The sequence below is a fragment of the Candidatus Eisenbacteria bacterium genome (assembly GCA_035712145.1).
In the GTDB taxonomy this organism is placed as follows: Bacteria; Eisenbacteria; RBG-16-71-46; order RBG-16-71-46; family RBG-16-71-46; genus DASTBI01.
The window spans coordinates 1-23,739 of sequence record DASTBI010000224.1; the positions used below are offsets into that span (position 1 = coordinate 1).

Sequence of the window (23,739 nt, forward strand, 5' to 3'; positions counted from 1 at the left end):
ATGGCCGAGTGCGTCGATGTCATGGCGGACGCGCTGGCGACGCTGGCCCGCGGCGATGCGGTGCTGCCGCTCCGGAACGTCGTGTCGCTTCCTGATCGCAGCGGGCGCCTCGGGTTGATGCCGGGCTACCTCGGCTCGCCCGCCCGCTTCGGGGTCAAGATCGTCAGCCTCTTTCCGGGCAATCACGGCACGCCGTACGACTCCCACCAGGGCGCGGTGCTGCTCTTCGATCCTCGCGTCGGCAGCGTGCTGACGGTGATCGACGCCGCCTCGATCACCGCCATTCGCACCGCCGGGGTCAGCGGGGTCGCCACCCGGCTGCTCGCCCGTCCGGATGCCGGTGACCTCGCGATCCTCGGCAGCGGCGTCCAGGCGGCCACGCACCTCGAGGCGATGCGCGCGGTGCGCGGGATTCGTCGCGTGCGCGTGTGGAGCCGCGATTCGGCGCGGGCCCGCCGCTTCGCCGAGCGCGAGTCGGAGCGGCAGCACATCGACATCGAGGCCACGCCCAGCGCGCGCGAGGCGGTGGAAGGTGCGAACCTCGTCTGCACCACGACGGCGTCGTCCGAGCCGGTGCTCGAAGGCGCCTGGATCGCGCCCGGCGCTCACATCAACGCCGTGGGCGCATGCGTCCCCACGTCGCGTGAGCTGGACACGGCGGCCGTGCTGCGTTCCCGTCTCTACGTCGACCGCCGGGAATCGGCTCTGGCCGAGGCGGGAGACATCCTGATCCCGATCGCGGAGGGCGCCTTCGGCGAGGAGCACATCGTGGGCGAGCTCGGCGACGTCCTGATCCGCAAGGCGCCGGGGCGCGGCTCGGCGCGCGAGATCACGCTCTTCAAGTCGCTCGGCATCGCGATCGAGGACCTCGCGGCGGCGCAGCACGTGCTCGACCGCGCCATCGCGCAAGGCGCCGGCATGGTGGCGCCGCTGGGCGCGATGCACGATGCGCCCGCTTGAGCCTCCGCCGCTCGCCGACATCCTGGCGGCGCGCGAGAGGATCCAGGGCATCGTGCTCCGCACGCCGCTCGTGCGGCTGCCTCACGAGGGTCCGGAAGAGATCTGGCTCAAGCTCGAGAGTCTTCAGCCCATCGGCTCCTTCAAGCTCCGAGGCGCCTGCAACGCGATGCGCTCGGCCAGTCGTGACTCGCTCGCCAAGGGCGTGGTCACGGCCAGCGCTGGAAACATGGCCCAGGGCGTGGCATGGAACGCTCGCCTCATGGGGGTGCCGTGCGACGTGGTGGTCCCCGATCACGCGCCACGCACCAAGCTCGAAGCGATCGAGCGCCTGGGAGGGAGGATCACCAAAGTGCCGTTCGACCTGTGGTGGAAGGCGATGGTCGAGCGTCGTCACCCTGGACTCGATGGCCTCTTCATCCATCCCGTGAGCGACCCGGCGGTCATCGCGGGCAACGGCACGGTCGGGCTCGAGATCCTCGAGGATCTTCCCGACGTCGAAGCGATCGTGGTTCCCTACGGCGGCGGCGGACAGAGCTGCGGCATCGCGGCGGCGATGCGCGAGCTGGCGCCTTCCGTGCGCGTGTGGGCGGCGGAGGTGGAGACGGCAGCGCCCTTTGCCGCCGCGCTGGCGGCGGGAGAGCCGCGCGCGGTGGAGTACACACCGAGCTTCGTGGACGGCATCGGCGCCAAGGGCGTGCTGGCCGAGATGTGGCCCATGGCGCGCGATCTGCTCGCCGGATCCCAGGTGGTGTCGCTGGCCGAGGTCGCGGCGGCCATCCGGCTGCTGGTCGAGCGCGTGCGCGTGGTCGCCGAGGGCGCCGGCGCCGCGGCGGTCGCGGCGGCCCGCACGGGAAGAATCCAAGCTCGGAAGATCGTGTGCGTGGTTTCCGGGGGAAACATCGACACCGCCACGCTCGCCGGCATCCTCGCCGGGACGATCCCTACTTCTTCGGCTCGAAGCTCAGCGACACGGAGTTGATGCAGTAGCGAAGTCCCGTGGGCCGCGGGCCGTCGTCGAACACGTGTCCCAGATGTCCGCCGCAACGCGCGCACAGCACCTCCACGCGCCGCATGCCGAGGGTGTGGTCGGCGTGCTCCTCGACGTGTCCCTGGATCACGGTCCAGAAGCTCGGCCATCCGGTGCCCGACTCGAACTTGGTCTTCGAGTCGAACAAGTCGAGTCCGCACCCCGCACAGCGGTAGATCCCCGACGCGTGGTGGTCCCAGAACTTGCCGGTGAACGCTCGCTCGGTGCCGCTCTCGCGCAGCACCCGGTACTGCTCCGGCGTCAGCTGCTTCTTCCACTGGTCTTCGGTCTTGCTGATCTTCACGATCTTGTCGCTCGCGGCGGGCTTACCCGCCGTGCCTTTCTTCGCGGCCGTGGAGGTGGCCGTCGAGGCGGCCATCGCAGGTCCTGTCGAGGATCGCGATGCCAGAAACAAGACCAGGAGAGCCACCGCCAGCCACAGGGCCCATCTCATGCCTGACCGTCCTTTGAACGGAACGCCGAGTCCTGACTTCCGGCGCCCTGATTACGGGGATGGGGTTCGTGCGGATGCCGCCCCGGCATTGTGCTCTTGTCAATTCAGGCGGCGCAATCGGCGACCTTTAGATACTTTCCAGGGCGCGTCGATTCCGGCAGATCCCGCCGGTCGAGGGGAGGCGTATCACTCCGGCGGGGTGAAGACGAAAGGCGTCTGGAACGCGGTCACGCCTTCGGGGATCGCGGGGAATCTCCAATCGCGGATCTGCGAGAGCGCGCACGAGGCCAGTCGCTCGGAGCCGACCGTGTTCTGCACCACGGTGGCCTCGATCACCATGCCCGATGCCGCCACCGAGATCGCGACCACCAGCTTGCCCTTGAGGCCGGGTGTGCGCTTGAGCTCGTTGCCATAGCAATACTGGATGCCGGCCGCGTACTTCTGAATGACGGCGAGCAGCGAGGCATTGCTGCGGTACACCCCCGGCGCCGACGCGCCTCCGCCGGTGCCGGAGCCACCATAGCCGTAGCCTCCGGTGCTGCCGCCCGCGCCACCGCCGCCACCGCCGGCGCCACCACCACCACCGCCGCCACCACCACCCGCGCCACCGCCGCCACCGCCGCCACCACCGCCGACACTGGAGAGGCTGCCGATCGCCACCCAGGATCCACCGACGGTCGAGCCGCCGAGATCCGCGGAGCCGGACGGCGCGCCGAGGCTGCTGCCGACCGAAGCCACCTGTTCGCCCGAACGGCCGGCGCGGACGCCGCGTGCGCGGCGTCCGCCTCCGGGCGCCGTGATGGGCGCGCTCGAGCCCGCGCGCAGCGACGTCGACAGTCCGGCGAGCGATTTGGAAAGCGCGGTGCTGGTGCCGGCAAGGCTCGAGGCGACGACGGCCTGTGCGCGTGCGCGGCCGACGGCGCCGCTCGACGAGCCGGGACCCACGGGGCCGGACGCCGCCGGTCCCGAGGGCAGGTTCTTCGGACCCGCGGCCGCGGGACCCGACGGAAGGTCGGGTTTGTTCACGGGACCGGCGGGACCGGGCTCACCGGGAGCCACCGGACCGGGCGCCCCGGGCTTCTTGTCGAGCGCGCCGCGCGAACCCTGCTCACCCGGCAGGGGAGAGATCGGCTTCGGCTTGTCGACGATCAGCTTGGCGAAGCGCGGCGGCAGCTGATCGATGCGAGTGACCACCTGGGCGCGCATCGGCGCCAGCAGGACCACGATCAGGAAGACCCCGCCGGTGATCGCCGAGCCGACCAGGCAGCGGTGGAACAGATCGTTGTCGTCGCCGAAGAACGGCCTGCGATAGGCGTCTGAGATCACGGTGGCCATGAGTGTCGTCCTCAGGATTTCTGGAGCACCGCGAGAGAGATGTTCTCGTACCCGTTCTGGCCGAGCGTGTACATGACCTTCTGCAGAACCCGGAACTCGATGTCGCGATCGCCCTGGATGGTCGCGACCCGGTGCTGAACCGGCTCTGCGCCGCGCAGGCGGGCGATCTCGTCCTGGCGCTGGATCTGGGCCTGGAGATGCGCCGTGAGAGGCGCGATCTCGAGGTTGGGATCGCCCAGAGCCTGGGCCAGCGTGGTGACCCGCTCGCTGCCGATCAGGATCTCGTCGCCGTCGATCGCGACCACCAGCGACGTCTGCGGCGGCGCGTCCGCGTTCGAGCTCGGCAGGTTGATTCCGGCCGGCGGCACCATGACCTCGCCGCCCGCCACATAGCTCTTGAGCAGGAACAGGAGCAGCACGGTCAGGATGTCCATCATCGAGATCAGGTTGACGCTTCCGCTGCCTTCGGTCTTCCTTCGCCAGCCGCCACGGCGATGTCTCATCTCAGGAGCCCTCCAGTCCTTCGGCCAGTGACGCCTCGGGCAGTCCGGCAGAGCGAGCCACGTCCATCACCTCGACGATCTCTTCATAGCGCGTCCGCGGCTGGGAGACGATGCGTACCTCGCGGTGGTCCGGATGCGCGGACGCGAGACCCTGCAGCGCCTGGGCCAGCTCTTCGCGGGCCCTGGTCGCCGCGGCCTCGTCGCCCCGGGGCTGGCGAGCGATGCTCTGCACGATCGAGCCGCTGACCTCCAGCTGATACGCCGCGGGACGAATGTGGATCGCCAGCTCGAGCGGCGTGTCCTGCGGTTCGACCACCGCCGCCTGGTCCGACGGCAGCGTGGTCTTGATCACGGTCACGGGCACGAAGGCGGCCGAGAGCAGCAACAGCGGAATGATCGAGATGAAGACATTGAGCATCGGCATCAGCTCGATCTCCGCGACCACATTGTCGCGGTGGCGCCGTCTCTTCTGGCGACGCTCCCGCATTACCGCGCGCCTCCCGGCATGCTCGTGGCGGTCCGCGTGATGCCTGGCATGACGCCCGAGGCCTGCGGCCGCTGGATCGGCGTCACCTGCGGCGGACCGGACGCGCCCAGCCGGGCCATGGCCTGGCTGAGCCGGACGCTCACTTCGTCGACGTCCTGGGCGATGGCTTCGACCCGCGTGTTGAGCCATCCCTGGATCATCAGCGTGGGAATGGCGACCATGAGGCCGAAGGCCGTCGTGTGGAGCGCTTCCGAGATACCGGCCGACAGATAGGCGGAGCGCTGCGCGGCATCGGCCACGCCGACGCCCGAGATCGCCGTGATCAGACCGGTGATGGTTCCGAGCAGACCGATCAGCGTCGCCGAGTTGGCCAGCACGCCGAGGTGGGGGAGGCGCTTGGTCAGATCCGGCAGGCAGAGCGTCGCGGCGTTGTCCGCCGTGTACTGGAGATATTCCTCGTCCGCCACGTTCGCCTGCAGCATCGCCTGGGCGACCCGGGCCACGGGAGCCTTGGAGCGGACGGCCAGCCCATGGGCGCCGTTGAGATCGCCGCGACCGACCGCGCGCACCAGGTCATCGGTGAGCTTGCGCCCGTTCAGCGACGCCGCCCGGCTGATGACGATGGCGCGCTCCAGAACGATCGCCACGATCACGACGGCGATCACGAGCACGGCGTGCATGAACATGCCGCCTTCCTTGTAGAAGGTGGCGATGGTCGAGAGCTGATTCATCGCGGATTCTCCTTTCGTGCGTCCGTCGGCTGTTGACCGGTCACTCCGATCCACGAAGGGAGCGCCGTTTGCTCACCGACCTGCTGGCTCGTCCTGAGATAGCGGCGATGCTGGAAATCGAGGAAACGTCGTTGATCGCGCGCGGTGATGAACAACACCTGAGGCACTGGGATCTCGCCTTCGATGTGGATGTCCTGCAGCGTTCGCGTCCCTTCACGCTTCGCGCTCCGGGCGGCGGTCGTGGCCGGCTTCTCCGTCGCCGTGGCGGCGCTCTTGGGCTGCGCCTGCTTCCGGGTCGCTGTCGATGTCTTGCGTGGCGTCTGCTTGGTCGCCGTCTTCGCGGGTGGCTTGGCGGCGACGGGACGCGCCGGCGAGGGCGCCTCGGTCTGCGCGGCGGGCGCTGATACGGCGCCGCTCACCATCCACAGCATGAGAAGCCACGTGCGTGCGTTCATGCGCTCAGTCCTTCTTCTCGGCCACCGGCCTCACCGGCTTCTCGAACACCTGGGCCAGACGGTCGGGGTCGTCGCTCGCGCGCTCGCGGTACTTTCGATACCAGCGCTCGGCCGCGTCGTCGTCGAGCCGGTAGAACCGCTCGAGGATGGCGAGGTTGTAGTAGGGACCAGGCAGCTTCGGGTCCAGCTCGATGGCGCGCAGGAAGAGCTTCGACGCGCCCTCGGGATCGCCGGCGCGGAGCCGCGCGATGCCGGCGTTGTTCTGGTTGGCCGCGCTCTTCGGACGATCCCGCACGCACGCCTCTGCCGAAGCGTTGGCCGAGTCCGGTGAGTCGCCGCGCATCGTCAGGTAGACGCCGACCGACCCCGCGCGCGAACGGGGCACCCCCGCCATGACTTGCGCCGCGACGTCACGCCGGCCGAGCGCGTCGTAGTGGAGCGCCAGCGCCGCCAGGAGCTCGGCCGGAAACCCGTCCGGGAAGCGAGCGGGCTCGCTGCGCGCCATCTCGAGCAGACGAACGCCCTCCTGATGCCGGTTCGACTGGAAATAGATCCTCGACAGGAGCGACAGCGCCGGGGCGTAGCCGGGGTTGCGCCTCAGCGCGATGTCGAGCCACGTCTCGGCGCGGGCCAGCGAGTCCGCCCGCACATAGAGCTCCGCGGCGTGGAAAGGCCAGTAGGACTCGCCGGGCTGCAACGCCGCCAGCTCGCGCGCTTCCTGGAGCGAACCTTTCGAAGGCGCGGCGTTCGCGTCTTTGTCCCCCTTCGCGGCCTTCGTAACCTTGGCGGTCTCGCCTGGCTCATGGATGCCGCCGGGCTTCGACAGCTTCGTGCTGCACGAGCTGAGGAGCGCCATGGAGACCAACGCCGCCGCTCCCAGGCGACGCCTTCCGCACGGTCCGATCGTGATCGGCGCTCGGCTCATGGCTCCTGCTCCTCTCGCTGCGCGTGCACCGTGCTCTTCTTCCCCGAATCGGCCGCCGCCGCCTTCCGCGCGGGCTTCTCGCGAATCGGCTCGGGCGCCGTGCCGGCGATCGCCGGGAACTCGGCTTCCGGCCGGAAATAGAATCGGCTCCCGAGGCGCTTCCACAGCGCGTCACGGGCCTGTGTCACCCACGGATCGACTTTCTCTTCCTTCCCGCGCTCCCGCAGCAGGTCGGTCCAGACCTCCTCGCCGCGGTCGTAGAAGGGCTGGCTCTGCTCCAGGATCACGTCCTCGTAAGCCAGGAGGTCATCCCCCTTTAGATCGGCCGGTCGCTCGCTCTTCTCCAGGGCTTCACCGAAGGCCACGAGGGCCTCGCCGATCCGGTAGGCCGAGGCGCTGGACCACTCCGAGCCGCCGATATCCACGCTGGCGCGGTAACGGGCCAGCGTGCTGTCGAGGAGCTTCTGCTTGGTGGGGATCGATTTCTCGAGCGGCTGCGTGAGGCGCGCCGCCAGATACGTCGTCCGCGCCTCCTCGCCCTGCAGATAGCGCACCTGGGCCACGACGTCCTGGGAGAGCAACCGCGGATGGGCCTTGCCCCGGCGCAGATACTCGGCGAGATAGGAGCGGGCCTTCGCGGTGTCCGGAGCCGCCGTCCTGGCCTGGGCCTTCTTCGGCCGGCTCTGAGCCTTCTTCGTCGCCGCGGGCGTCTCCGGATCCAGCAGCATGGAGATCGGCCGCTCGGGACCGACCTTCGTCAGGTCGCGGCGCGCCAATCCTTCGAAGACCTCCATCGCCGTCTCCACGTCCCCGGGGTGGCTCTTCACGTAGGAGAGCCGCAGATCGTCGGCGCGTCCCTGCTGTCCCGCGCCCTGGAGCAGATCCGCGGATTTGAGCCACGCCGCCGCGGCGCTCGAGTCTTTCGGGAAGGCGCGCGCGAAGCCGATATAGGCGTCGGCCGCCTCGACCGGGTGCTTGTCGGACTCCCACGCCTTCGCGACCTGGAGGTGCGCGTCCTTCACGTATTCGCTTCTCGGGAAGTTCTGGATCAGCGCTTCCATGGCCTTCACGCCTTCCCGGGTCTTCCCGGCTTCCAGCCACGCGAGACCGGCGCGGTACTGCGCGACGTGCGCGTGCTCGAACTTCGGCCAGCGTCCAGCGACCTGCTCGAAGAGCGCGGCCTGCTTCCCGTAGGCCGTGGAGTCCGACGCGGCCAAGGCCTCGGCCGCGCGGAAGTAGCAGACCGGGATGGCGGCGGCGGCGCGCTTCTCGAGCGAGTCGCGGCCGGCTTCGTGGGCGATCTTTTGAGCGACCTCGAACGCCGCGCCGGCCTTCTCGAAGTCTTTCATGTGGAAGAGCGCGTCGGCACGCAACGCCGCCGCGGTCGGGGCGCGCGAGTCACCCGGACGCTTCGTCACCATCCGCTCGAAGTCCTGCGTCGCGCGCTCATACCATCCGTGCGCGAAGGCCAGGTTGCCGAGACGCCACGAGACGTCGGTCGCGGCGGCGTGGTCCGGATAGCGGGTCAGCATCTCGTCACCTGCGGACAGCACCGCCTTGGCCAGCGAGTCGCGCCCGGAAGCACCGGCGCCTCGCGTGCTCTCGTACCAGGCGTCGGTCACCGCCACGCGCTGGAACACGGCCTGCCGCGCGACACTGTCCGGTCCTCCCGCCGCCTGGCCGTAGTACTCGAGCGCTCCCCGGAAATCACCCAGATGCTGGCTGGCTTCTCCGGCGACGAGACGGTAGCTGGCGGCCATCGAGTCCTGGGGCCAGTGATCGAGCAGGGTGCGATAGAGGCGGAGCGCCTCGCTCCAGTCCTCGCGAGCATCCTTCTGCCGCGCCGCGCGATGGTGCTCGAGCGCGACCGAGAGCCATGCCGAGCGTGCGAACGAGGCGCCGGCCGCCTTCACGGAGTCCGAGCTCTGGGCCTTGTGCCACTCGCTGCCGGGCGCGAAGCGCGGCGCGAATTCGAGGCGCGACTTGCGCGCCAGGTCGGCGTGGTCCCACCGCTCGTAGGTCTCGGGAAGGCGCTGCGCGCTGGCCAGGGCTTCCGGCTCGAGCGGATAGCGCTCGATGTAGAGCTGCTCGACCTCCGCCGCTTCGCCGTACAGGCTGTAGCGCCGGAAGTGATGCGCCAGGTCGCGCAGGACGCGCCGCTCGTAGGGCCTTCCTCCGGAAGCGTCGAAGTGGCGTCCAAAGGCCTTGGCCCCGCCCGCGCGAGCCAGCGAGTGAACCAGATACGACTCGGCTTCGCCTTCGATGTCCACGTTGATCTTCAGCTCACGCTTCGACTCGTAGACATCGAGCACGGCGCGAAACGCGCCGGCGGCATCGTCGAGCCGCTCGGCGTTGAAGTGGGCCCAGCCCAGCTTGTAGAGCGCGATGGCCTTCAGACTGATGTCGCTGCCGGCCGCCGCCTGCTGGTAGAGCGGAACGCACTCGCTGAAGCGCTTCTCGTTGAAGGCCAGGTCGCCCATGCGCAGATAGGACTCCTGCGCGTAGCTCGAGCCTGGATCGTCGCGCACCAGCTGGGCGAAGAATTTGCCCGCTTCGGGGTCGCCCTGGTCGGCGAGCAGCATCGCGGCGTTGAACAGCACCGCGTCACGGCGCTCGAAGCCCGGGTCCTCCGCGAGGATGGCGCGGTAGAGGCGCAGCGCGGGCGTGGGATCCATCACCGGCAGAGCACCCGTCGCGGCGCCTGACTCCTGACGCGCGAGGAAGTCGGCCATGCGGGCCCGGAAGTTCTGGCGGGCATCGACCAGCAGCAGGTCGGCGAGGCGGAAGCGCATCTCGCCCCGCGCCGCGGAGCCGCGGTGACGCTCGAGGAAGGTCTGCAGCGAAGCGATCGCCTGCGCGCGCCATGCGGCGCTCTCGGGATCGTCGGCTTCTTCCTGAAGGCCCCGGTGCGCGCTGTCGGCCGCGGCCGTGGCGCCCGACGCCGTCCGCGCCGAATCGGAAGCGCTGCTGTCCGCGGCGGCGAGCCGCACGCTGGCGGCGTACGCGGCGACCGCGAGCCCGTAGTCGATGCCCTCGCGCTCGCTCTCGAGAGTCGCCAGCGCGCGCTCGACCGCGGAGCGAGCCACGGCCTTCGCCAGCGCGCGCTCGATCTTCTGCAGGGAATCGCGGGTCACCGCCCGGCGCGCGGCGTCGCGCTGCAGCGCCAGCAACGCCGGGCTGGTCATCGCGGAGTCGATCGTCTTCGCGATCGCGGGCTGCAGCCTCACCGCCCACGCCAGCAGGCGGTGCGCCTCCTCACGGTTGGTGATCCCGCGATCGATCACGTTCGGCCGCCACGCGTGCTGGTAGGAACGGTCGAGCAGGTCCGGGGTCTCGGCAGAGAGCCGCTCGGTGAGCGCCTGGAGCCTCTCGTTGAGCCGCCGCTCCTCGCGCGTGAGGCTGTCGGTGCTCGGATACCCGTACGGCGCCAGCGATTCCCACGGCTGGTTCGGGCCTTCGATGTGGAAATGACGCAGCGCCAGCACCCAGGTCCTCTGGATGCGGGCGAGCTCGAGGAGCTGCGCCGAGCGCTGGGCCACGCGCCGCTGGGTCTCGTCGCGCACCGCCTTGATCCGCGCGTCGATCCCGAGCAGCATGGCGGCCAGCGAATCGAGACGAGCGGCAAGTGCTCGGATCGATGCGTGCTCGAGCCGCTGCCGCTCGAGACCCATCCCCAGATAGCGGCGCAGATCCTCGAGCCGCGCACGCTCCGCGATCGTCTCCTGATCGGCGCGCCGCACGTCTTCCGCCGCTTCCGCGGCCCGGGAGCGAGCGGCGGACACCGACCGCCACTCCTCGGCGGATGGCGGGGGCAGCGGCCAGCGCGGACGCGACGCCGTGGGCGGCGCGATCAGCGTGGGAGGGGGCGATTCCGCACGGACGCCGAGGTTCGCGGACGCGCGCGCGATCTGCTCGGCCTGCCTGCGGGCCGGAAGCGCATCGAGGAGGAGCGCCTCCTGGCCTTCCCCGCTCGATTGCCACTGTGCCCACAACGAGTCCGCGCGATCGCTCTCCAGCGCGCCGCGCAGCGCTTCGCGGTGAAGTGACCAGTCGCGGTCGATGGCGGCATAGCGTCGATGCGCGGCCTGCCATTGCCCGTTCTCGAGCGCGCGCCCGGCCAGCGCCATCAGGATTTCGCGCCGGCTCTCGTAGGTGGAATCGGCGCCGAGCGAATCGAGTCGCGCTTCCGCCGCGAGGTCGCCGCGTTCCAGCCCCGCCAGCCACGCCATGTGGAGGGCACGCGCTTCGTAGCGGCTGCCGCGCGGCACCGCGGCGAGCAAAGGACGCGGATCTTCGGAGCGGGCGGCGGCGCGCGCCGCGCGCCGGATCAAGGCGAGCCCGGCGAGATCTCGCCCCAGTGCGCTGGTGGTGTCGGCCGCCGACATCCGCGCCAGCGCGGCTTCGGTGTCCTGTCCCGCGCGCTCGCCGGCCAGGGCTTCCAGACAAGCCTCCAGCGCGCTCTCGGGCGTTCCTGCTTCGGCTCCTGACAGCAGGCGACGCGCGCCCTCGACGTCACCATCACGAAGCAGCAGGCTCGCCGCCAGCGCATCCGCGGCGCCGAATCCGATGCGGCGGATGCTCTCGGCGTCGGCGCCGGGCACGAGCGCTCCGGGATCGACCTGGGTCTGGAGCTCGGTGGTGTCCGGAGCGGGAGCGACCACCGTCACCGAACCCGCGGCCTCGGCGATCCGCAGCTCGAGCGCGAGCCATTGCGTGTACGCCGTCGATTTCTCCCAGGCCGCCACGGCGCGCGCGAGCGTGGCGAAGCGTGCAGCGCTCCCCGCGCGCAGATAGGCCTGTCCGAGGAGGAACGCGGCGCGATCGACCTCGGTGAACGAAGGCGACGGGTTCGTGAAGTCGATGCCCTCCAGGTGGCGGATCACGCCCGGGGTGTTCCCGAGGCTCTGCTCCATCGCCGCGCGGCCGAGGCAGAGGTTTTCCCAGCTCATCGTGCCGCTGCGCATCGTGAGCGGGGGTCCGCCAAGCGTGGAGTCCGTCGCGGCGTGGCTCGACGCCGGCGACGCGGCGGCCAGACACGCGGCGAGCAGCCCGATCAGGCCGGCAGGGTGGGATCGCACGACGCGGGTCCTCACCCGTCGATGGGCTGGGCGGGAGCCTCGTGGAGCCAGGTGCTCGCCTGGACGCTCGCTCCTCCCTGAGCCGGTTGCACAGCGGACAGATCGAGCTTCAGGAACGTGAGCTGATCACGGAGCGGATCGAGCGTCATGTAGCCGGAGTTGCCGGTTGGCCATGCCGAGCCGAACAGCGCGACCTCGATCACCTGATCGCGCGGCTCGACCGCGCCATGGAAGATCTCGAGCAGCCCGCCGGTGCGCAGCGACTCCTGCTGCGGCCCGGTGAGGGGCACACGCAGGGTTTCGCCGTCATCGATCGTGATGCCGATTTCGTCGACCGAGGCCGCCGTGGGGAAGCCCTGGACGACGACCAGCAACGTCGTGCGCTGCCGACCGGTGAAGTCGTCCTCGAGCAGAGCCAGCCGCGTGCGCTGCGCGGCGAGCTGCCGTTCGATGCGATCGAGCTCCGACTCCAGCGATCCGAGGCTCGCGATGCTCTCGAGCAGGTGGCGGCGCGAGCGCTCGTCCTCGGCGCGGCCCGCGGTGTCATGGGCGGCATCGACCTGGTTCAGGAGATCGGCATAGTTGAGGAAGCGCGGATCGATCTCGTCCGAGGCGGAGCGGCGGCCCGCCGGCTTTGCGATCAGCTCGTCGTAACGGGCCCGAATGAAGTCGCGGTTGGCGCGGAAGAACCGCAGCGTCGAGAGCTTCTCGCGCTCCGGACGGACCCGCTCGACCTTCACCGGCATGGCGCGCGGCGGATCGGGAGCGCCGGCACGGGCCGGCGACCGCCAGGCCCATGAGGAGCCGAGCACGCATACGACCAAAGCCGACAGAACCGACGTCTTGAACCGGAAGCGAGGAAGGGCGCGCATGGGTCATCCTCTCCAGGTGCGTCGCACCTTGGCGGCGCTGGCGTCGACCACGACGAACAGCGAAGGCGCCCGGGGCGAGGTGTAGATCAGCGTCCAGGTGGTCTGGTCGGGATCCTTGTCCTGGAATGCGCCGCGCATCAGCAGCATCGTGGTCAGCGAAGCGCCGCCCGTCTTCTTGAACTCGCTGGCGGCGATCCGGTCGCCGGCCTCGATCGCGGCGCCGCTGTCGATCCAGTCGGTCGAGAGCGGCGGGGCCTCGAACTTCATGTCGAGTGTCTCGGCCACTACGATCTTGCCGCCGCGGATCGAATAGGCGCGCACCTGGCCGAGCGTCTTCGAGTGGAACAGGTAGCCCCAGCGCTCCGACGTTCCGTCGGCCGCCACGGCCTCGTCGTTCTCCACGTAGATCAGCTCGGCGTCCGGGGCCCACGAGCTGGCCGCGGCCCGCGCCACGTCGAGCCCTCCGCGGGCCGGAAACGGGTCAGGGTCGCGCGCCAGCACGGGCGCGGCGAGCAGCAATCCGAGCACGTAGCTCAAGGCAGCCAGAGCCATGCCCTTCGATCGAACCGGTCGTCCTTGTCGGGTGCGCATCGATGCCTCCTAGAACAGCATGGCTGTGCCGATGGTGAACTCGATGTTGTTGTTCGAGGCGCGCTCGTCGTCGGCGCCGGTGCGGAAGATGTAGTCGCGAAACTCCCAGCGGATCGCGGTTCGCTTGGAGAGGAACAGCGTGGTGCCCGCGCCGATGTTGAAGCTCGGCTCGCTGCGGCCGAGCATCAGCGTCGAGCCGACGCCGCCGCTGAGATACGGGACCATCTGGCGGCCGGGGAGGATCTCGTAGGTGACGATGAGGTGATAGAACAGCATGTCGAAGTCCTCGGCCTCGAGCGAGAGATCGAACAACGATTCGACGATCTCCGCGGGACGATGGACGCGCGTCCAGCCCACGCCGCCTTCGGCCTGGATCCGATCGAACACGTAGTAGCCCACGCGCCCGCCGAGGACCAGCGAGTTGGACTTGCGATCGAACGCGTAGGCCCCGGTGTAGCCGGTGAGAATGAAGCTGCCGGTGCGGGTGAACAGCTTGGGATTGGGCTTGAACTCGAGGTCCGCGAGGTCGTCGTACTCCTTGACCAGCGAGGAATGGACCCATCCGGTCTCGCTGCTCGTGAGCTTGACGTTGTACCAGTCGCCGCTCTTGGCGATGACCTCGAAGGACGCCCCCTTGCGATAGACGCCGGCGATGGCGAACTCGTTGCCGGGCCCGGTGCGGATCACGTTCTGTCCGCTGTGATCGAGCTTGACCTTGCGCGTGCTCGGCAGACGACCGCCGGGCAGCGACGCCGGCGAAGCGGGCTCGAACGCAGGAGGAGTCTCCGGATCGGGCGCCGCGGTCGCCTCGACCAGGCTGTCGGGGGCCGCGGTTTGCGGAGTCGATGCCTCCTGTCCCCAGGCTTGAGCTCCGGTCAGGACCCAGGCTGCGAACACCGTGCTGCACAGGCGCCGCGCGAGACCGCGGGGCGGATCGGGCTGAATCATGAGGATCCCTCTCATGGGCGCCGTGAGCTCCAGGCGAGTCCCAGGCGCGCGCTCCAGTCGCCCAGGGACTCCCGATGGGTTTCGACCTCGTTGCCGTTCATGTGCGAAGCCGTCAGTCCGAACAGCTGGTAGTCGACCGCGAAGCTCATGCTCCATGGGCCCGACCACGGCCGCCGCAGGGCCAGACCCGCTCCAGCCGTCCACTCGTGGATGGGGGCGAGGTCGACCACGATCGGTGAGGATCCGAATGGCGTGATCGTCACCTGATCGGGGCGATAGCCGAGCCACAGCCGGCCGGCGCTCGCGGTTGCGAACAGGTCGGCGCCGAGGAATTCCGCCACGCGCCGCTGCCCGAACACTTCGGCGGTGGTGACCGCGACATCCGCCGATTCCGCTCCGGGCTGGTCGATCGACTGGGTCGAGGTCGCGCGCCACACGCGAAGGCCCGTCACCCACGGACCGCGGCCGGCCATGACTTCGCCGCCCCACGCGGCGCGCGGGCGAACGTCCCATTGGTAGTTCGAGAACCGCGGATCGAGCAGGGTGGAACCGGCCAGCACTCCCGCGCCGAGCCACACGCGCCCGGGCGTCTCCGCGCGCGCCGCCGGCGGAGCACCGGCCGTGAGCCAGAAGGCCGCGGCGCAGACCGCCCACCGTCCGGCGCGGCGCTCGATGCCCGGGGAGACGCGCATGCTCAGGGAACGATCCCGAGCTCCATGCCGACCGGCAGGATCTCGTAGGGGGTGGAGGCATAGGGCGTGATCACCAGCGAATCGGCGCCGTTCGAGAGCTCGATCTCGTCGCCATCGGCGAGGTAGCCGATCAGGAACAGCCCGCTGGCCGTGGCCGGCACCTGGCCCGTGAAGCCCAGATTCACGGTCTGAATGAGATGGTCCCAGCCCGTGACCGCTCGCGTCGCGCGTCCGCACGACACCGAGTTGGCGAGGATGTTGTCGATGTCGCCGGCCATCGGCACTCGCGGCGCGTCGGGATGGAGCGCTACGGCCGAGGCTGGAATGGTGCTGGCCCGCAGCTCCACCACCGCGTAGCCGGTAAGGATGCGCCGGAACGTGATCTTCGCGCGGACGGTGATGGATTCCGCCGATCCGGCGGAGAAGTTCTGGAACGGAGCGACGCTCGAGGCCACCACGTCCACGCGCGTCCAGCGATCCTCGATCTCGGGCTCGTCGAAGCAGCCGGCGAGCAGCCACGCGCCGAGCACGAGGGGCACGGCGCGCCCGATCCTGGCAACGATGGCGTGGAGACCGGCGCGGGGGCTCATGGTCAGCGCACCAGCACCATCTTGTGGTTGAACTCCTGCTTGCCGACGTTGAGGCGCGACAGGTAGACGCCGGCCGGAAGGCTTCGGCCCTGGTCGTCCGTCCCGTTCCACATCACCTCGTTGAGGCCGGGGGAGAAGCGATTCGCGAACGTGCGCACCAGCCGGCCGCCGGCGTCGTAGATACGCAGCGTGACCGCGCCGCGCTCGCCCGCTGCCAGCACCAGCGAGATCCGCGTCCACGGGCGTACCGGGTTCGGCGAGTTGCCGAGCAGCCGGGTCGACGAGGGCGCCACCGCGGCCCCGCCAAGCGACAGCCGCGTGTACGCGCTCGCCGAAGGACCATCGGGATAGCTTGAACGCGCCGAGATCCGCACCATGACCTCGCCGGCGCCGGATGCGGCTCGGAGATCCTCGTCCCGCAGCGGCAGCGTATGGATGCCTGCCGGCAGGACGCCCGCCGTGCGGCGCAGGATCGACTGGCCGCCGGCATCCAGGAGCTCGAGCGTCACGTTCGCCTGATCGGTGAGCGTGAAGCGGGCCGCGGGTGGCGCGCCCCCGACCATGGCGAGCTGCGATAGGTCGAGGCCGAGGCTCCACTGACGCATGCCGCTGTTCCCGGCCCACTGGTCGACGGAGAATCCGCTGGGCTGTCCCACGCGAGTCACGGTGCCGGCACGGTGATCGCGCACCGTCACGAACGGCACGTGGAAGCTGCGCGGGCGCGACACGTCGGAGCGCAGCTCGGCCACCGCGGTGAGGCTGGGGCCGAATTTGCGCACGACGCCTTGCTGCGGCGCCGACGCGTAGAGGTTGCCCCACTGATCGGTCGACAGCGCGGTGACCACGTCGGCGTCCTGGGTGACTTCGCCGATCCACTGGAGGCTCGCGCCCTGGTCGCGAAGGTGGACGATGCGTCGCGTGTGCGCGTCGGCCACGTACACCTCACGCGTGCTCGCGCCCTGCGAGCGACCGACGGCGATGGCCATGGGACCGGCGAAGCGCCCGCGGCCGCTGCCGAGCTCGCCCACCGTGGCGGAGAGCTGCGCCCCCTGCGACCCCAGGGTGAACGACGCCACCCGGTTGCGGCCGCTGTCGGCCACGTACAGCACGTCGTCCCCGGGCTTGAACGGCGTTCCGCCGTCCGAGTACGCCACGCCGTTCGGAGCATGAAGGCCGCGAATCTCGTAGAGCGGCGTCAGCGTGATCTGATCGAACTCGGTGCGCGCCTGCAGCACCACGATCCGGTCGTTGCCGGCGTCCGCCACGTACACGCGGCCGGCTTCGTCGGCCGCCAGGCCGCGCGGCTGGCGCAGCCGACCCAGCGCGGACTGAGCGCCGTCGAAGGCCCTCAACGTCTTGCCAGGCTCACCGAACACCAGCCGGTTCCACGCGGGATCGGAGACGATGGCGAAAGTGCGGGTCTCGACGTAGGGAAAGGCGTCGTAGACGTCCACGGTGCCGAGCGTGACCGCCGAGTAGGGGTTCGAGAACAGATCGCGTCCCACCTGATCACGGGCGACGCTCCGGGTCAGAGCGTCCAGACCAAGGTCCGGCGCGATGCGGGACCTGTCGAAAGTGCCGGCCAGCAGCGGCGTGGCCGCCGCGAGCAGCATGCCGAGCATCAATGGCAACGATCGTCGCACGTCAGGCTCCTCTCCTCGTTGGCCATCATGGCTAGAATCTGAAATCCAGTCCGGTTTCCAGGATGTCTGCGGAGTAGTTGTTGCTGTTGAAGTAGCGCTCGTAACCGATGACCAGCGCGCTCCGGCCGAGCCACGGCGTGCTCCCGGCCAGCGTCGCGAGGTCGAAGTTGAACGACAGCCCGAACAGGTGGGCCGCCAGCGGTCCGACGCGGTAGTCCCCGCTCAGGTATCCGTCGATGCCGTTGGTGGTCAGGTATTCGTCGCGGTAGAAGCGAGCCGCCGTCTGCGTGTAGTAGCGGTACTGGTAGCGGACGAACATGCCCTGGGTGATGTACTGGCTGAGCTTCGACGACAGCTCGTGCGACGAGATACCCCAATCGTCGTTGTAGAGCCGATAGCTGAGCCGCACGCTCGAGCGGTTGTCGAAGTAGCGGTTGAGCTTGAGAAACGCGTCGCGCCTCTGGCGCTGGTCCGGATGTCGCTCGGGGACGTTCGTGCCGCCGGCGTACACGTTGCGGTAGGGGTTGTGCTGGAGACCCTCGACGACGTTGTACTCGACGCCGTAGCGAAGCAGCGTCGTCGGTGAGATCACCTGCGTGGCCACCACGTTCCAATGGAGCGTGGTCTTGGTCGATGCGGCGGTCTGCGTGTCGTCGTCGGCCAGCGGATCGATGTCGTCCCAGCCGTAGCTCGAGCCGAACGACAGATTGACATGCTGGTTCATCAGCTCCAGGTCGTAACGTCCCGCGATCTGCTGGGCCAGGTAGTCGCTCTCGGTCGACACGTAGTAGTCGAGCGCCGCGGGTCCGCGGCTGACCCCGCCCTGGAACTCGTTGCGCACCTTCACGAAGTCCTGGTAGGCGTTGCCTGAGATCGGACGGCTGGCGGTGGTGATCGCGTCCACCGCTTCCTGGCTGCCGACGGGCGCTAGGACGCCGGGAATCGAGACCTGCTCCGTGTTCCAGTGGAACGAGAGGCCCACCTGGCTCGGCAGCGTCAGGTTGTAATCAGCCATGTAGGACCTCACGCCCACGTGATCCGAGTCCGCGAAGTAGCGGAACAAGGGGCCCACCGTCTGTTCGTCGAAGGCCATGCCGGACTCCGCCGAGCGCGCGGCGCATGCCGCCATCCCGGCGACCAACGCCAGGACTGCCCGCGCGTCTCTCAGTTGCACGCGCACCCACCGCCCGCACCGCCGTTGCCGCCGGTCGAGCCCTCACGAGCCTCGAATGACTTCGTCAGTCGCGCGTCTTCCCTGGCTTCCGCCTTGAACGACATGATTCGATCGGTGAGACGCTCCCGCTGATAAGGGCGCACCATCGCGCAGCCGGAGACGAAGCTCACAAGCAGGCCCAGCATCGCCAGCGCCAGCACCGATCGTGTGCCGCGTCCTGAAGCGCTCATCGCGTTTCTCCCTCGGCCACGGCCGGCTGCGCCGCGACCAGCTGTTGCGTGCGATCGACCAGGCCCTTGATCGAGGCCTCGCTGGCGCCGAGCGTGGTGAAGGCGACCTGGCCTTCACGGTCCAGCACCATCGTGAACGGCAGATGGGTGAGGTCGAGCGTGCGAGCCAGCCCCTGCGGTCCGTCGTGCACCACGGTCATCCGCAGCTTCTGCCGAGCGGCGAAGCGCCGCGCGTTCTCGATCTCCTCGTCGACCGAGATCGCCACCACGCGTCCGCCGCGACGCCGGATCTCCGCGTTCAGGACATCCAGGCGCGCCAGCTCGCGCCGGCACGGCGTGCACCACGAGGCCCAGAAGTTGACGACCACGACCTCGCCGCGCAGGCCGTCCAGGGTCATCGCCTTTCCGTCCAGGCCCTTCAGCGTGTGGCCGCGCAGCGCCTGCCGTACCGTCGTGGCATCCACACCCAGGCCCTGGACCGGTCCGGCATGGACCGGCGGCGCCAGCGCCGCGATCGTCAGCGCGAACGCCAGCGCGGCCACGCGTGTCGCACGACCGGAGCTCCTGATTCCCATCGGCCATCGGCGGGTCACGATCGTCCTCCCATCACTTGTACTGGGCGCCGAGCAGCACCCAGAGGTTGAACTGACGCCGCTCCTCGGCCGTGAGCGTGCCGGGGTGCGATCCCTGTCCGGCCCGGCCGCCGACACCGAGCACGTAGTCGATGAGGCGCGAGCGTCGCGGGAAGGCCGGGACCACCACCTGGTTGGCCATCGACATCGACTCGCCGGAGAGGTTCACGTACCCGCGCGGGAAGACGCGGCCCATCATCGTGGTGTCGGGGACCGCGGTCAGATCCAGGTTGCCGGCCGCGGCGGTGGTGTCCACCCCGTTGATGGTCGGCTGGTGGCACGACACGCACTTGGCCGCGACGATCGGCCCGATCGTCTGCTCGTAGTTGATGACCTGGTACTGCGACGGCGGCACGTTGAGGTCGTGCGCCGGATAGAGGGCCGCCGTCGGATTCGGATTGGTCGGCTGTGGTCCGCCGGCGACGCGGTCCTCGTGACAGCCGATGCAGCGGTTGAACTCCTCGCCCGGGCGTACGTAGAGATGGGTGCGCTTCACGACGAAGCCGCGCCCGTTCTGATCGAGCGAGGCGAAGCTGATCGGCGTGTTGGCCGGCACCTTGATGCGGAACGAGCCGTCCGGATAGACCGGGGCCATGCCGATCAGGGCGCGCTTCTCGAACTCGTTGGCCGAGAAGTTGTTCATTTCCCCGGCCACCGTCGGCCGCGCCACCAGCACCGCGATGCTGTCGATCGGGTCGACGCCCCGCTGCGGGCGCTCCTGGCCGTCGTTGAGGCCGCGATTGAACACGTCCTGCGCCAGGAACACGCCGTAGTCGAGATTGCGGTCGAGGGTGGAAGGCAGCACCGGCGGCTTCGGGCGCGGCGCCAGCAGCTGGGCGTCGTACTCGTTGCTGTTGGGGTCGTTGAAGAGGAACGTCAGGTTGCCCAGCGAGAAGGTGGCGGGGTCGGCGGTGGTGCCGGCGCCCTGCTGGTTTAGCGTGAAGGTGTAGAGCGCATAGTCGACGTCGCCTTCCGTGGCGGCCGGAAGCGTGTACGACGCCACGAAGCGGTTGTTGCCGATCGCCACCGGGTACTTGAACGCGCCGTAGGGCCACGGCTCGCCGTCGTTGTTGACCTGCGTGGTGACGACGTCCCAGTGGGTCGAGGTCGATCCGTTGGCCGGGTCCGCGGGGCCTTGCTCGAGTTTGAGCACCGCGATCGGGCCGGCGTCCTCCTCGATCATGGTGGACTCGATCGCGATCAGGCGGCCGTCCGGCGTCGGCGTGGCGTGGAAGAAGTTGCGGCCGTGCGGGCCGAACATGTGGAAGGTGCCGCTGCCGTCGGGCTTGGTGAAGAACAGCGGGAAGCGGTTCACCGTTCCGAAGTGCTCCCAGCGCGTGTAGACGATGTGCCCGTCCGGCAGGAGCGTGGGGTCGAAGTCGTCGCTCTGGTTGAAGCTGACGCGCTCCATGTTGCCGCCGTTCATGTCACACACGTACAGGCGCTCGGACGGCGCGTGGTTGTACTCGTCCATCTCGCCGTCGCGCGAGCTGGTGAACATGATCCGGCCGTCCGGGAGGTAGAGCGGGTCGAAATCGTGCCCGCCGCCGTTCGTGACCTGGCGCAGACCGGTGCCGTCGGCGTTGATCTCGTAGATGTTGCGGTTGCCGCCGCCGGGAGGCCGCATGGAGAACAGGATCCGCTTGCCGTCGAACGACACCGCGGGATCGCTGATGCTCGCTCCCGTGAAGTTGGTGATCGGCGTGACCACCCCGTCGGGCGCGATGGGGGAGAGCTTGTACAGGTTCCCGCTCGCCCATGAGCGGTTGAGCGTCTCCTCGCCGTTGGTCTTCACGAACACCAGGGCGTCGGTGGTCTGTTCCTGCTGGATCAAATCGTCGGGCGCGCTGTCGCGACAGCCGGTGGCAAGGAGCTGCAGCAGGATGCCGACCGTCAGCAGCGAGCGGCAGACGCCGCCGGCTCTCATTACCATTCGTTCACGCATGATGTTCGGAGGTCCTCCGGTTGGCATCCCTGCGTCACGGTCTGATCGATCGGTAGAACGAAAGCCCGATCGTCTGTTGCAGGTAGTTGTAGGCCACGACGCCATCACGGTCCCTCTGCTTGCCCAGAACGGTGGCCTGCGCCATCTCGGCGCGGATCGCGAGGTCGCTACGGATGTAGAACTCGAGGCCACCGCCCAGCGACAGCGCGTTCTTCGTGACCGAAGCCGCGTTGAGCGATTGACCGGGGAACACGATCATCATTCCGTACCCACCGATCAGGTACGGCTGGAAGCGGCCCGCCATGGGTTTGCGCACGATCGCGCTGAGGCTGTGCAGCACCGCATGCACCGCTTCCCCCGGGTTGTGGCTCAGCGCACCTTCGTAACCGAGCCAGCGGTTCGGGTTGTAGGAGAGACGGAAGGTGAAGAGCCGCTGCGTGCCGAGGCTTCCGTAGGCGGGGCTGAACGAGAAGCGGTGGAGGAACGCTCGCTCCCCGCCCTCGACGCGATACGGATGCTGCGCCACCTCCGGCACCAGCGCTTCGAGCCCCCGGGCCGACGGGTGGATGGGCTCGGCGTCGGCAGGCTCCGCGGGCTCGGCGGCTTCGCTCATCACCTCCAGCGAATCGACGCCTTCGTCCGGCGGCGGAGCGCTCGCCGGCGTCAGGGCGAGGAGCGTGCTCAGGAGGATGGGGGCGATCATTGCAGGCTCCCCGCCATGATCCAGGTCAGGATGGCCTGGTAATCGGGATCGCTGGTCGATGAGAACGGTTTGAAGGGATGCGGCGTGCCGCCCAGATGCGCGGCCAGCGGCGCCGTCAGGATCGGGCTCTGCGCACGCTGCGTGGCGTACACCTGGAGCACCGTCTGATCGAAGTCGAACTGCTCGTCCTTCGCGTTGGGCGGCGAGAGCTCGAAGGTTCCGCGGATGCCGCCACCGTGACAATCGCCGGTCGCGTCACATCCCTGGCGCACCAGCACCGGCTCGACCGACTGCTGGAACTCGCTGAAGCTCAGGACCAGCGTCTGGCCGCCGCTCGGGGGCGGCGGCGGCGCGGTCGGCGTGCTGCACGCGGGAATGCCCAATGAGATCGCGAGCAGTGCGAAGCGCACGCCGGGATTCGTCCTGATCTCGTCTCGGTTCGTCACCTGGGTCGAGTCTCCGAGTCATGCGACTTGCACGAGTCGCGCTGCGAAACGAGCCTCGGCACCGGAACGCCGGCAAAGCGTCCGCGGAGCCTTGGGACGACTCGTCATGCAGTCCCCTGGGCAATCCATTCCAAGCCTTCTTTGACAAGGCGCGCAGCATGGCTGCAAGGACTGCGCCATGCGGGCGACGCACCACGGCACGTCGCGTGCACGTCTTCGCTGGGGCGACCGAGGCGAGCGGAATGCGTCTAGAAGTATTCGACGCGGAACGTCGAGCGAGCGGTCGAGAGCAGCTCGAAGCGCGTCTCCAGTGACCGCTCGACCCAGACCGTGTCCACGCCGCCCCTTCCCGGAGCGACGAGCACGACGTCGATGTCGTCGCGCTCGAGCGCCTTGCGGCGCGCCGCGTCGAGCCCGAGCACGAAGAGCCCGGTGTCCCACGCGTCCGAGGTCAGCGCGTCGCGCGAGACCACGGTGACCGAGAGCAGTCCTTCCGCGGGCCGGCCGGTGCGTGGATCGAGGATGTGACCGTACGTACGGCCATCGGCGGCCACGAACTGCTCGTACTTGCCCGAGGTCGAGACGCCCTGTTGGGTGATCCGCAGGCGCGCGAAGTAGGGCATGCGGTCCTTGGGGTCACGAATGCCGATGCGCCACGCCGGACCACCCGGCGGGCGGCCCAGCGCACGCATGTTCCCCGAGACGTCCACCAGCGCGTCGCGCACGCCGCTCTTCTCGAGGCGTTCCGCCGCCCGGTCGACCGCGTATCCCTTGGCGATGCCGCCGAGATCGATCTGGACTCCGTGCTCGGTGAACCGGAGGGTGCGCCCCGCGGCGTCGAAGCGAAGCTTGCCGCTGCCGACGCGACGAAATGCCGCGCGCACGTCCTCCTCGGCGGGGACGTGCGGCGTGCCGCCGAGAAAACCCCACAGCCGAACCAGCGGCTCGACCGTGATGTCCTGGGCGCCATCGCTCAAATGGAAGACCTCGATGGCGCGCTCGAGCACGCGGGCCACTTCGTGCTGCACAGGGGTCGGCCCAGGCCACGCCTCGCGATTCAGCCGGGCCACTTCGCTGGTGGTGGTCCAGTTGCTCATCAGCGAGTCGACGTGGCGGAACTCGCCCTGGGCCGTCGCGACCGCAGGCCAGCTCCCGGCCGAATCGGGGGTGGCCAGGGTGACGTGAGCGTAGGTGCCCATGGTTCGCGACGAGAAGGTCACCAGTCGCGAGGTCCCGGAGCTCGAGGCGACCGCCATGGGGCGCGCGTCCATCAGAAGAGCGAACCCCATCGCCAGCGCGAGGACGACCCACGCCGCCT

At 69.3% G+C, this 23,739-nt stretch carries 23 protein-coding genes; 2 read left to right on the forward strand and 21 right to left on the reverse strand.

What is annotated here, in order from left to right; translation table 11 throughout:
• Both VFQ05_15985 and VFQ05_15990 read left to right on the forward strand, forming a co-directional pair.
• A partial coding sequence (locus VFQ05_15985; GenBank protein HET9328267.1) for an ornithine cyclodeaminase family protein occupies nt 1-960 on the forward strand: 960 nt, incomplete at its 5' end.
• Nucleotides 947-1,939 (forward strand): pyridoxal-phosphate dependent enzyme, encoded by a 993-nt coding sequence (locus VFQ05_15990; GenBank protein HET9328268.1) that lies wholly within the window; start codon nt 947-949, stop codon nt 1,937-1,939. The genes VFQ05_15985 and VFQ05_15990, both read left to right, overlap by 14 nt.
• Here the strand turns inward: VFQ05_15990 and msrB are convergent.
• The 21 genes from msrB to VFQ05_16095 all read right to left on the reverse strand — a co-directional run bounded on the left by msrB (nt 1,902) and on the right by VFQ05_16095 (nt 23,677).
• Entirely contained in the window at nt 1,902-2,441 is a 540-nt protein-coding gene (gene msrB / locus VFQ05_15995) for a peptide-methionine (R)-S-oxide reductase MsrB (protein ID HET9328269.1), read from the reverse strand. The two genes, VFQ05_15990 and msrB, sit on opposite strands and share 38 nt — an antisense overlap.
• A 186-nt stretch (nt 2,442-2,627) precedes the next feature.
• Complete coding sequence (locus tag VFQ05_16000) at nt 2,628-3,776, reverse strand: AgmX/PglI C-terminal domain-containing protein (protein ID HET9328270.1); 1,149 nt, start codon at nt 3,774-3,776, stop codon at nt 2,628-2,630.
• A gap of 11 nt (nt 3,777-3,787) precedes the next feature.
• The gene (locus tag VFQ05_16005; GenBank protein HET9328271.1) at nt 3,788-4,279 is read right to left on the reverse strand and encodes a biopolymer transporter ExbD; all 492 of its coding nucleotides are present in this window, start codon (nt 4,277-4,279) and stop codon (nt 3,788-3,790) included.
• Nucleotide 4,280: 1 nt separating this feature from the next.
• On the reverse strand, nt 4,281-4,766 hold the full coding sequence (locus VFQ05_16010; protein HET9328272.1) for a biopolymer transporter ExbD: 486 nt from the start codon (nt 4,764-4,766) through the stop codon (nt 4,281-4,283).
• Nucleotides 4,766-5,497 (reverse strand): MotA/TolQ/ExbB proton channel family protein, encoded by a 732-nt coding sequence (locus VFQ05_16015; GenBank protein ID HET9328273.1) that lies wholly within the window; start codon nt 5,495-5,497, stop codon nt 4,766-4,768. The genes VFQ05_16010 and VFQ05_16015 overlap by 1 nt, the downstream gene beginning before the upstream one ends.
• A complete protein-coding gene (locus VFQ05_16020; protein HET9328274.1) occupies nt 5,494-5,952 on the reverse strand; it encodes a hypothetical protein in 459 nt (152 codons plus the stop codon). Before VFQ05_16020 ends, VFQ05_16015 begins: the two co-directional genes overlap by 4 nt.
• Before the next feature lie 4 nt (nt 5,953-5,956).
• Nucleotides 5,957-6,877, reverse strand: coding sequence for a hypothetical protein (locus VFQ05_16025; protein ID HET9328275.1), 921 nt, complete (start codon nt 6,875-6,877; stop codon nt 5,957-5,959).
• Nucleotides 6,874-11,955 (reverse strand): tetratricopeptide repeat protein, encoded by a 5,082-nt coding sequence (locus tag VFQ05_16030; protein ID HET9328276.1) that lies wholly within the window; start codon nt 11,953-11,955, stop codon nt 6,874-6,876. The genes VFQ05_16025 and VFQ05_16030 overlap by 4 nt, the downstream gene beginning before the upstream one ends.
• 11 nt (nt 11,956-11,966) lie before the next feature.
• A complete protein-coding gene (locus VFQ05_16035) occupies nt 11,967-12,827 on the reverse strand; it encodes a hypothetical protein (protein HET9328277.1) in 861 nt (286 codons plus the stop codon).
• 3 nt (nt 12,828-12,830) lie between these two features.
• Nucleotides 12,831-13,418, reverse strand: coding sequence for a hypothetical protein (locus tag VFQ05_16040; protein HET9328278.1), 588 nt, complete (start codon nt 13,416-13,418; stop codon nt 12,831-12,833).
• A gap of 9 nt (nt 13,419-13,427) precedes the next feature.
• Complete coding sequence (locus VFQ05_16045; protein ID HET9328279.1) at nt 13,428-14,381, reverse strand: outer membrane beta-barrel domain-containing protein; 954 nt, start codon at nt 14,379-14,381, stop codon at nt 13,428-13,430.
• Complete coding sequence (locus VFQ05_16050) at nt 14,378-15,058, reverse strand: hypothetical protein (protein ID HET9328280.1); 681 nt, start codon at nt 15,056-15,058, stop codon at nt 14,378-14,380. The genes VFQ05_16045 and VFQ05_16050 overlap by 4 nt, the downstream gene beginning before the upstream one ends.
• 2 nt (nt 15,059-15,060) lie before the next feature.
• Nucleotides 15,061-15,648, reverse strand: a complete 588-nt coding sequence (locus VFQ05_16055) for a hypothetical protein (protein HET9328281.1) — start codon at nt 15,646-15,648, stop codon at nt 15,061-15,063.
• Nucleotides 15,649-15,650: 2 nt separating this feature from the next.
• Entirely contained in the window at nt 15,651-17,291 is a 1,641-nt protein-coding gene (locus VFQ05_16060) for a FlgD immunoglobulin-like domain containing protein (GenBank protein ID HET9328282.1), read from the reverse strand.
• Nucleotides 17,292-17,322: 31 nt separating this feature from the next.
• The gene (locus VFQ05_16065) at nt 17,323-18,465 is read right to left on the reverse strand and encodes a DUF3570 domain-containing protein (GenBank protein HET9328283.1); all 1,143 of its coding nucleotides are present in this window, start codon (nt 18,463-18,465) and stop codon (nt 17,323-17,325) included.
• Entirely contained in the window at nt 18,456-18,695 is a 240-nt protein-coding gene (locus tag VFQ05_16070; protein HET9328284.1) for a DUF4266 domain-containing protein, read from the reverse strand. Before VFQ05_16070 ends, VFQ05_16065 begins: the two co-directional genes overlap by 10 nt.
• On the reverse strand, nt 18,692-19,288 hold the full coding sequence (locus VFQ05_16075; protein HET9328285.1) for a TlpA disulfide reductase family protein: 597 nt from the start codon (nt 19,286-19,288) through the stop codon (nt 18,692-18,694). The genes VFQ05_16070 and VFQ05_16075 overlap by 4 nt, the downstream gene beginning before the upstream one ends.
• 13 nt (nt 19,289-19,301) lie before the next feature.
• On the reverse strand, nt 19,302-21,272 hold the full coding sequence (locus VFQ05_16080; protein HET9328286.1) for a hypothetical protein: 1,971 nt from the start codon (nt 21,270-21,272) through the stop codon (nt 19,302-19,304).
• Between the two features lie 34 nt (nt 21,273-21,306).
• Nucleotides 21,307-21,975, reverse strand: coding sequence for a hypothetical protein (locus VFQ05_16085; protein ID HET9328287.1), 669 nt, complete (start codon nt 21,973-21,975; stop codon nt 21,307-21,309).
• Nucleotides 21,972-22,421 carry a hypothetical protein gene (locus VFQ05_16090; GenBank protein ID HET9328288.1) on the reverse strand — a complete coding sequence of 150 codons (450 nt, stop codon included), beginning with the start codon at nt 22,419-22,421 and terminating at the stop codon, nt 21,972-21,974. Before VFQ05_16090 ends, VFQ05_16085 begins: the two co-directional genes overlap by 4 nt.
• A gap of 248 nt (nt 22,422-22,669) precedes the next feature.
• Nucleotides 22,670-23,677 carry an FAD:protein FMN transferase gene (locus tag VFQ05_16095; protein ID HET9328289.1) on the reverse strand — a complete coding sequence of 336 codons (1,008 nt, stop codon included), beginning with the start codon at nt 23,675-23,677 and terminating at the stop codon, nt 22,670-22,672.
• Nucleotides 23,678-23,739: the final 62 nt, after the last annotated feature.

What these genes read in the sequence shown, in the direction of transcription:
- VFQ05_15990 (HET9328268.1), top strand. Translation starts at nt 947, where the DNA reads ATGCGCCCGCTTGAGCCTCCGCCGCTCGCCGACATCCTGGCGGCGCGC.
- msrB (HET9328269.1), bottom strand. Translation starts at nt 2,441, where the DNA reads ATGAGATGGGCCCTGTGGCTGGCGGTGGCTCTCCTGGTCTTGTTTCTG.
- VFQ05_16000 (HET9328270.1), bottom strand. Translation starts at nt 3,776, where the DNA reads ATGGCCACCGTGATCTCAGACGCCTATCGCAGGCCGTTCTTCGGCGAC.
- VFQ05_16005 (HET9328271.1), bottom strand. Translation starts at nt 4,279, where the DNA reads ATGAGACATCGCCGTGGCGGCTGGCGAAGGAAGACCGAAGGCAGCGGA.
- VFQ05_16010 (HET9328272.1), bottom strand. Translation starts at nt 4,766, where the DNA reads ATGCGGGAGCGTCGCCAGAAGAGACGGCGCCACCGCGACAATGTGGTC.
- VFQ05_16015 (HET9328273.1), bottom strand. Translation starts at nt 5,497, where the DNA reads ATGAATCAGCTCTCGACCATCGCCACCTTCTACAAGGAAGGCGGCATG.
- VFQ05_16020 (HET9328274.1), bottom strand. Translation starts at nt 5,952, where the DNA reads ATGAACGCACGCACGTGGCTTCTCATGCTGTGGATGGTGAGCGGCGCC.
- VFQ05_16025 (HET9328275.1), bottom strand. Translation starts at nt 6,877, where the DNA reads ATGAGCCGAGCGCCGATCACGATCGGACCGTGCGGAAGGCGTCGCCTG.
- VFQ05_16035 (HET9328277.1), bottom strand. Translation starts at nt 12,827, where the DNA reads ATGCGCGCCCTTCCTCGCTTCCGGTTCAAGACGTCGGTTCTGTCGGCT.
- VFQ05_16040 (HET9328278.1), bottom strand. Translation starts at nt 13,418, where the DNA reads ATGCGCACCCGACAAGGACGACCGGTTCGATCGAAGGGCATGGCTCTG.
- VFQ05_16045 (HET9328279.1), bottom strand. Translation starts at nt 14,381, where the DNA reads ATGAGAGGGATCCTCATGATTCAGCCCGATCCGCCCCGCGGTCTCGCG.
- VFQ05_16050 (HET9328280.1), bottom strand. Translation starts at nt 15,058, where the DNA reads ATGCGCGTCTCCCCGGGCATCGAGCGCCGCGCCGGACGGTGGGCGGTC.
- VFQ05_16055 (HET9328281.1), bottom strand. Translation starts at nt 15,648, where the DNA reads ATGAGCCCCCGCGCCGGTCTCCACGCCATCGTTGCCAGGATCGGGCGC.
- VFQ05_16070 (HET9328284.1), bottom strand. Translation starts at nt 18,695, where the DNA reads ATGAGCGCTTCAGGACGCGGCACACGATCGGTGCTGGCGCTGGCGATG.
- VFQ05_16080 (HET9328286.1), bottom strand. Translation starts at nt 21,272, where the DNA reads ATGCGTGAACGAATGGTAATGAGAGCCGGCGGCGTCTGCCGCTCGCTG.
- VFQ05_16085 (HET9328287.1), bottom strand. Translation starts at nt 21,975, where the DNA reads ATGATCGCCCCCATCCTCCTGAGCACGCTCCTCGCCCTGACGCCGGCG.
- VFQ05_16095 (HET9328289.1), bottom strand. Translation starts at nt 23,677, where the DNA reads ATGGCGGTCGCCTCGAGCTCCGGGACCTCGCGACTGGTGACCTTCTCG.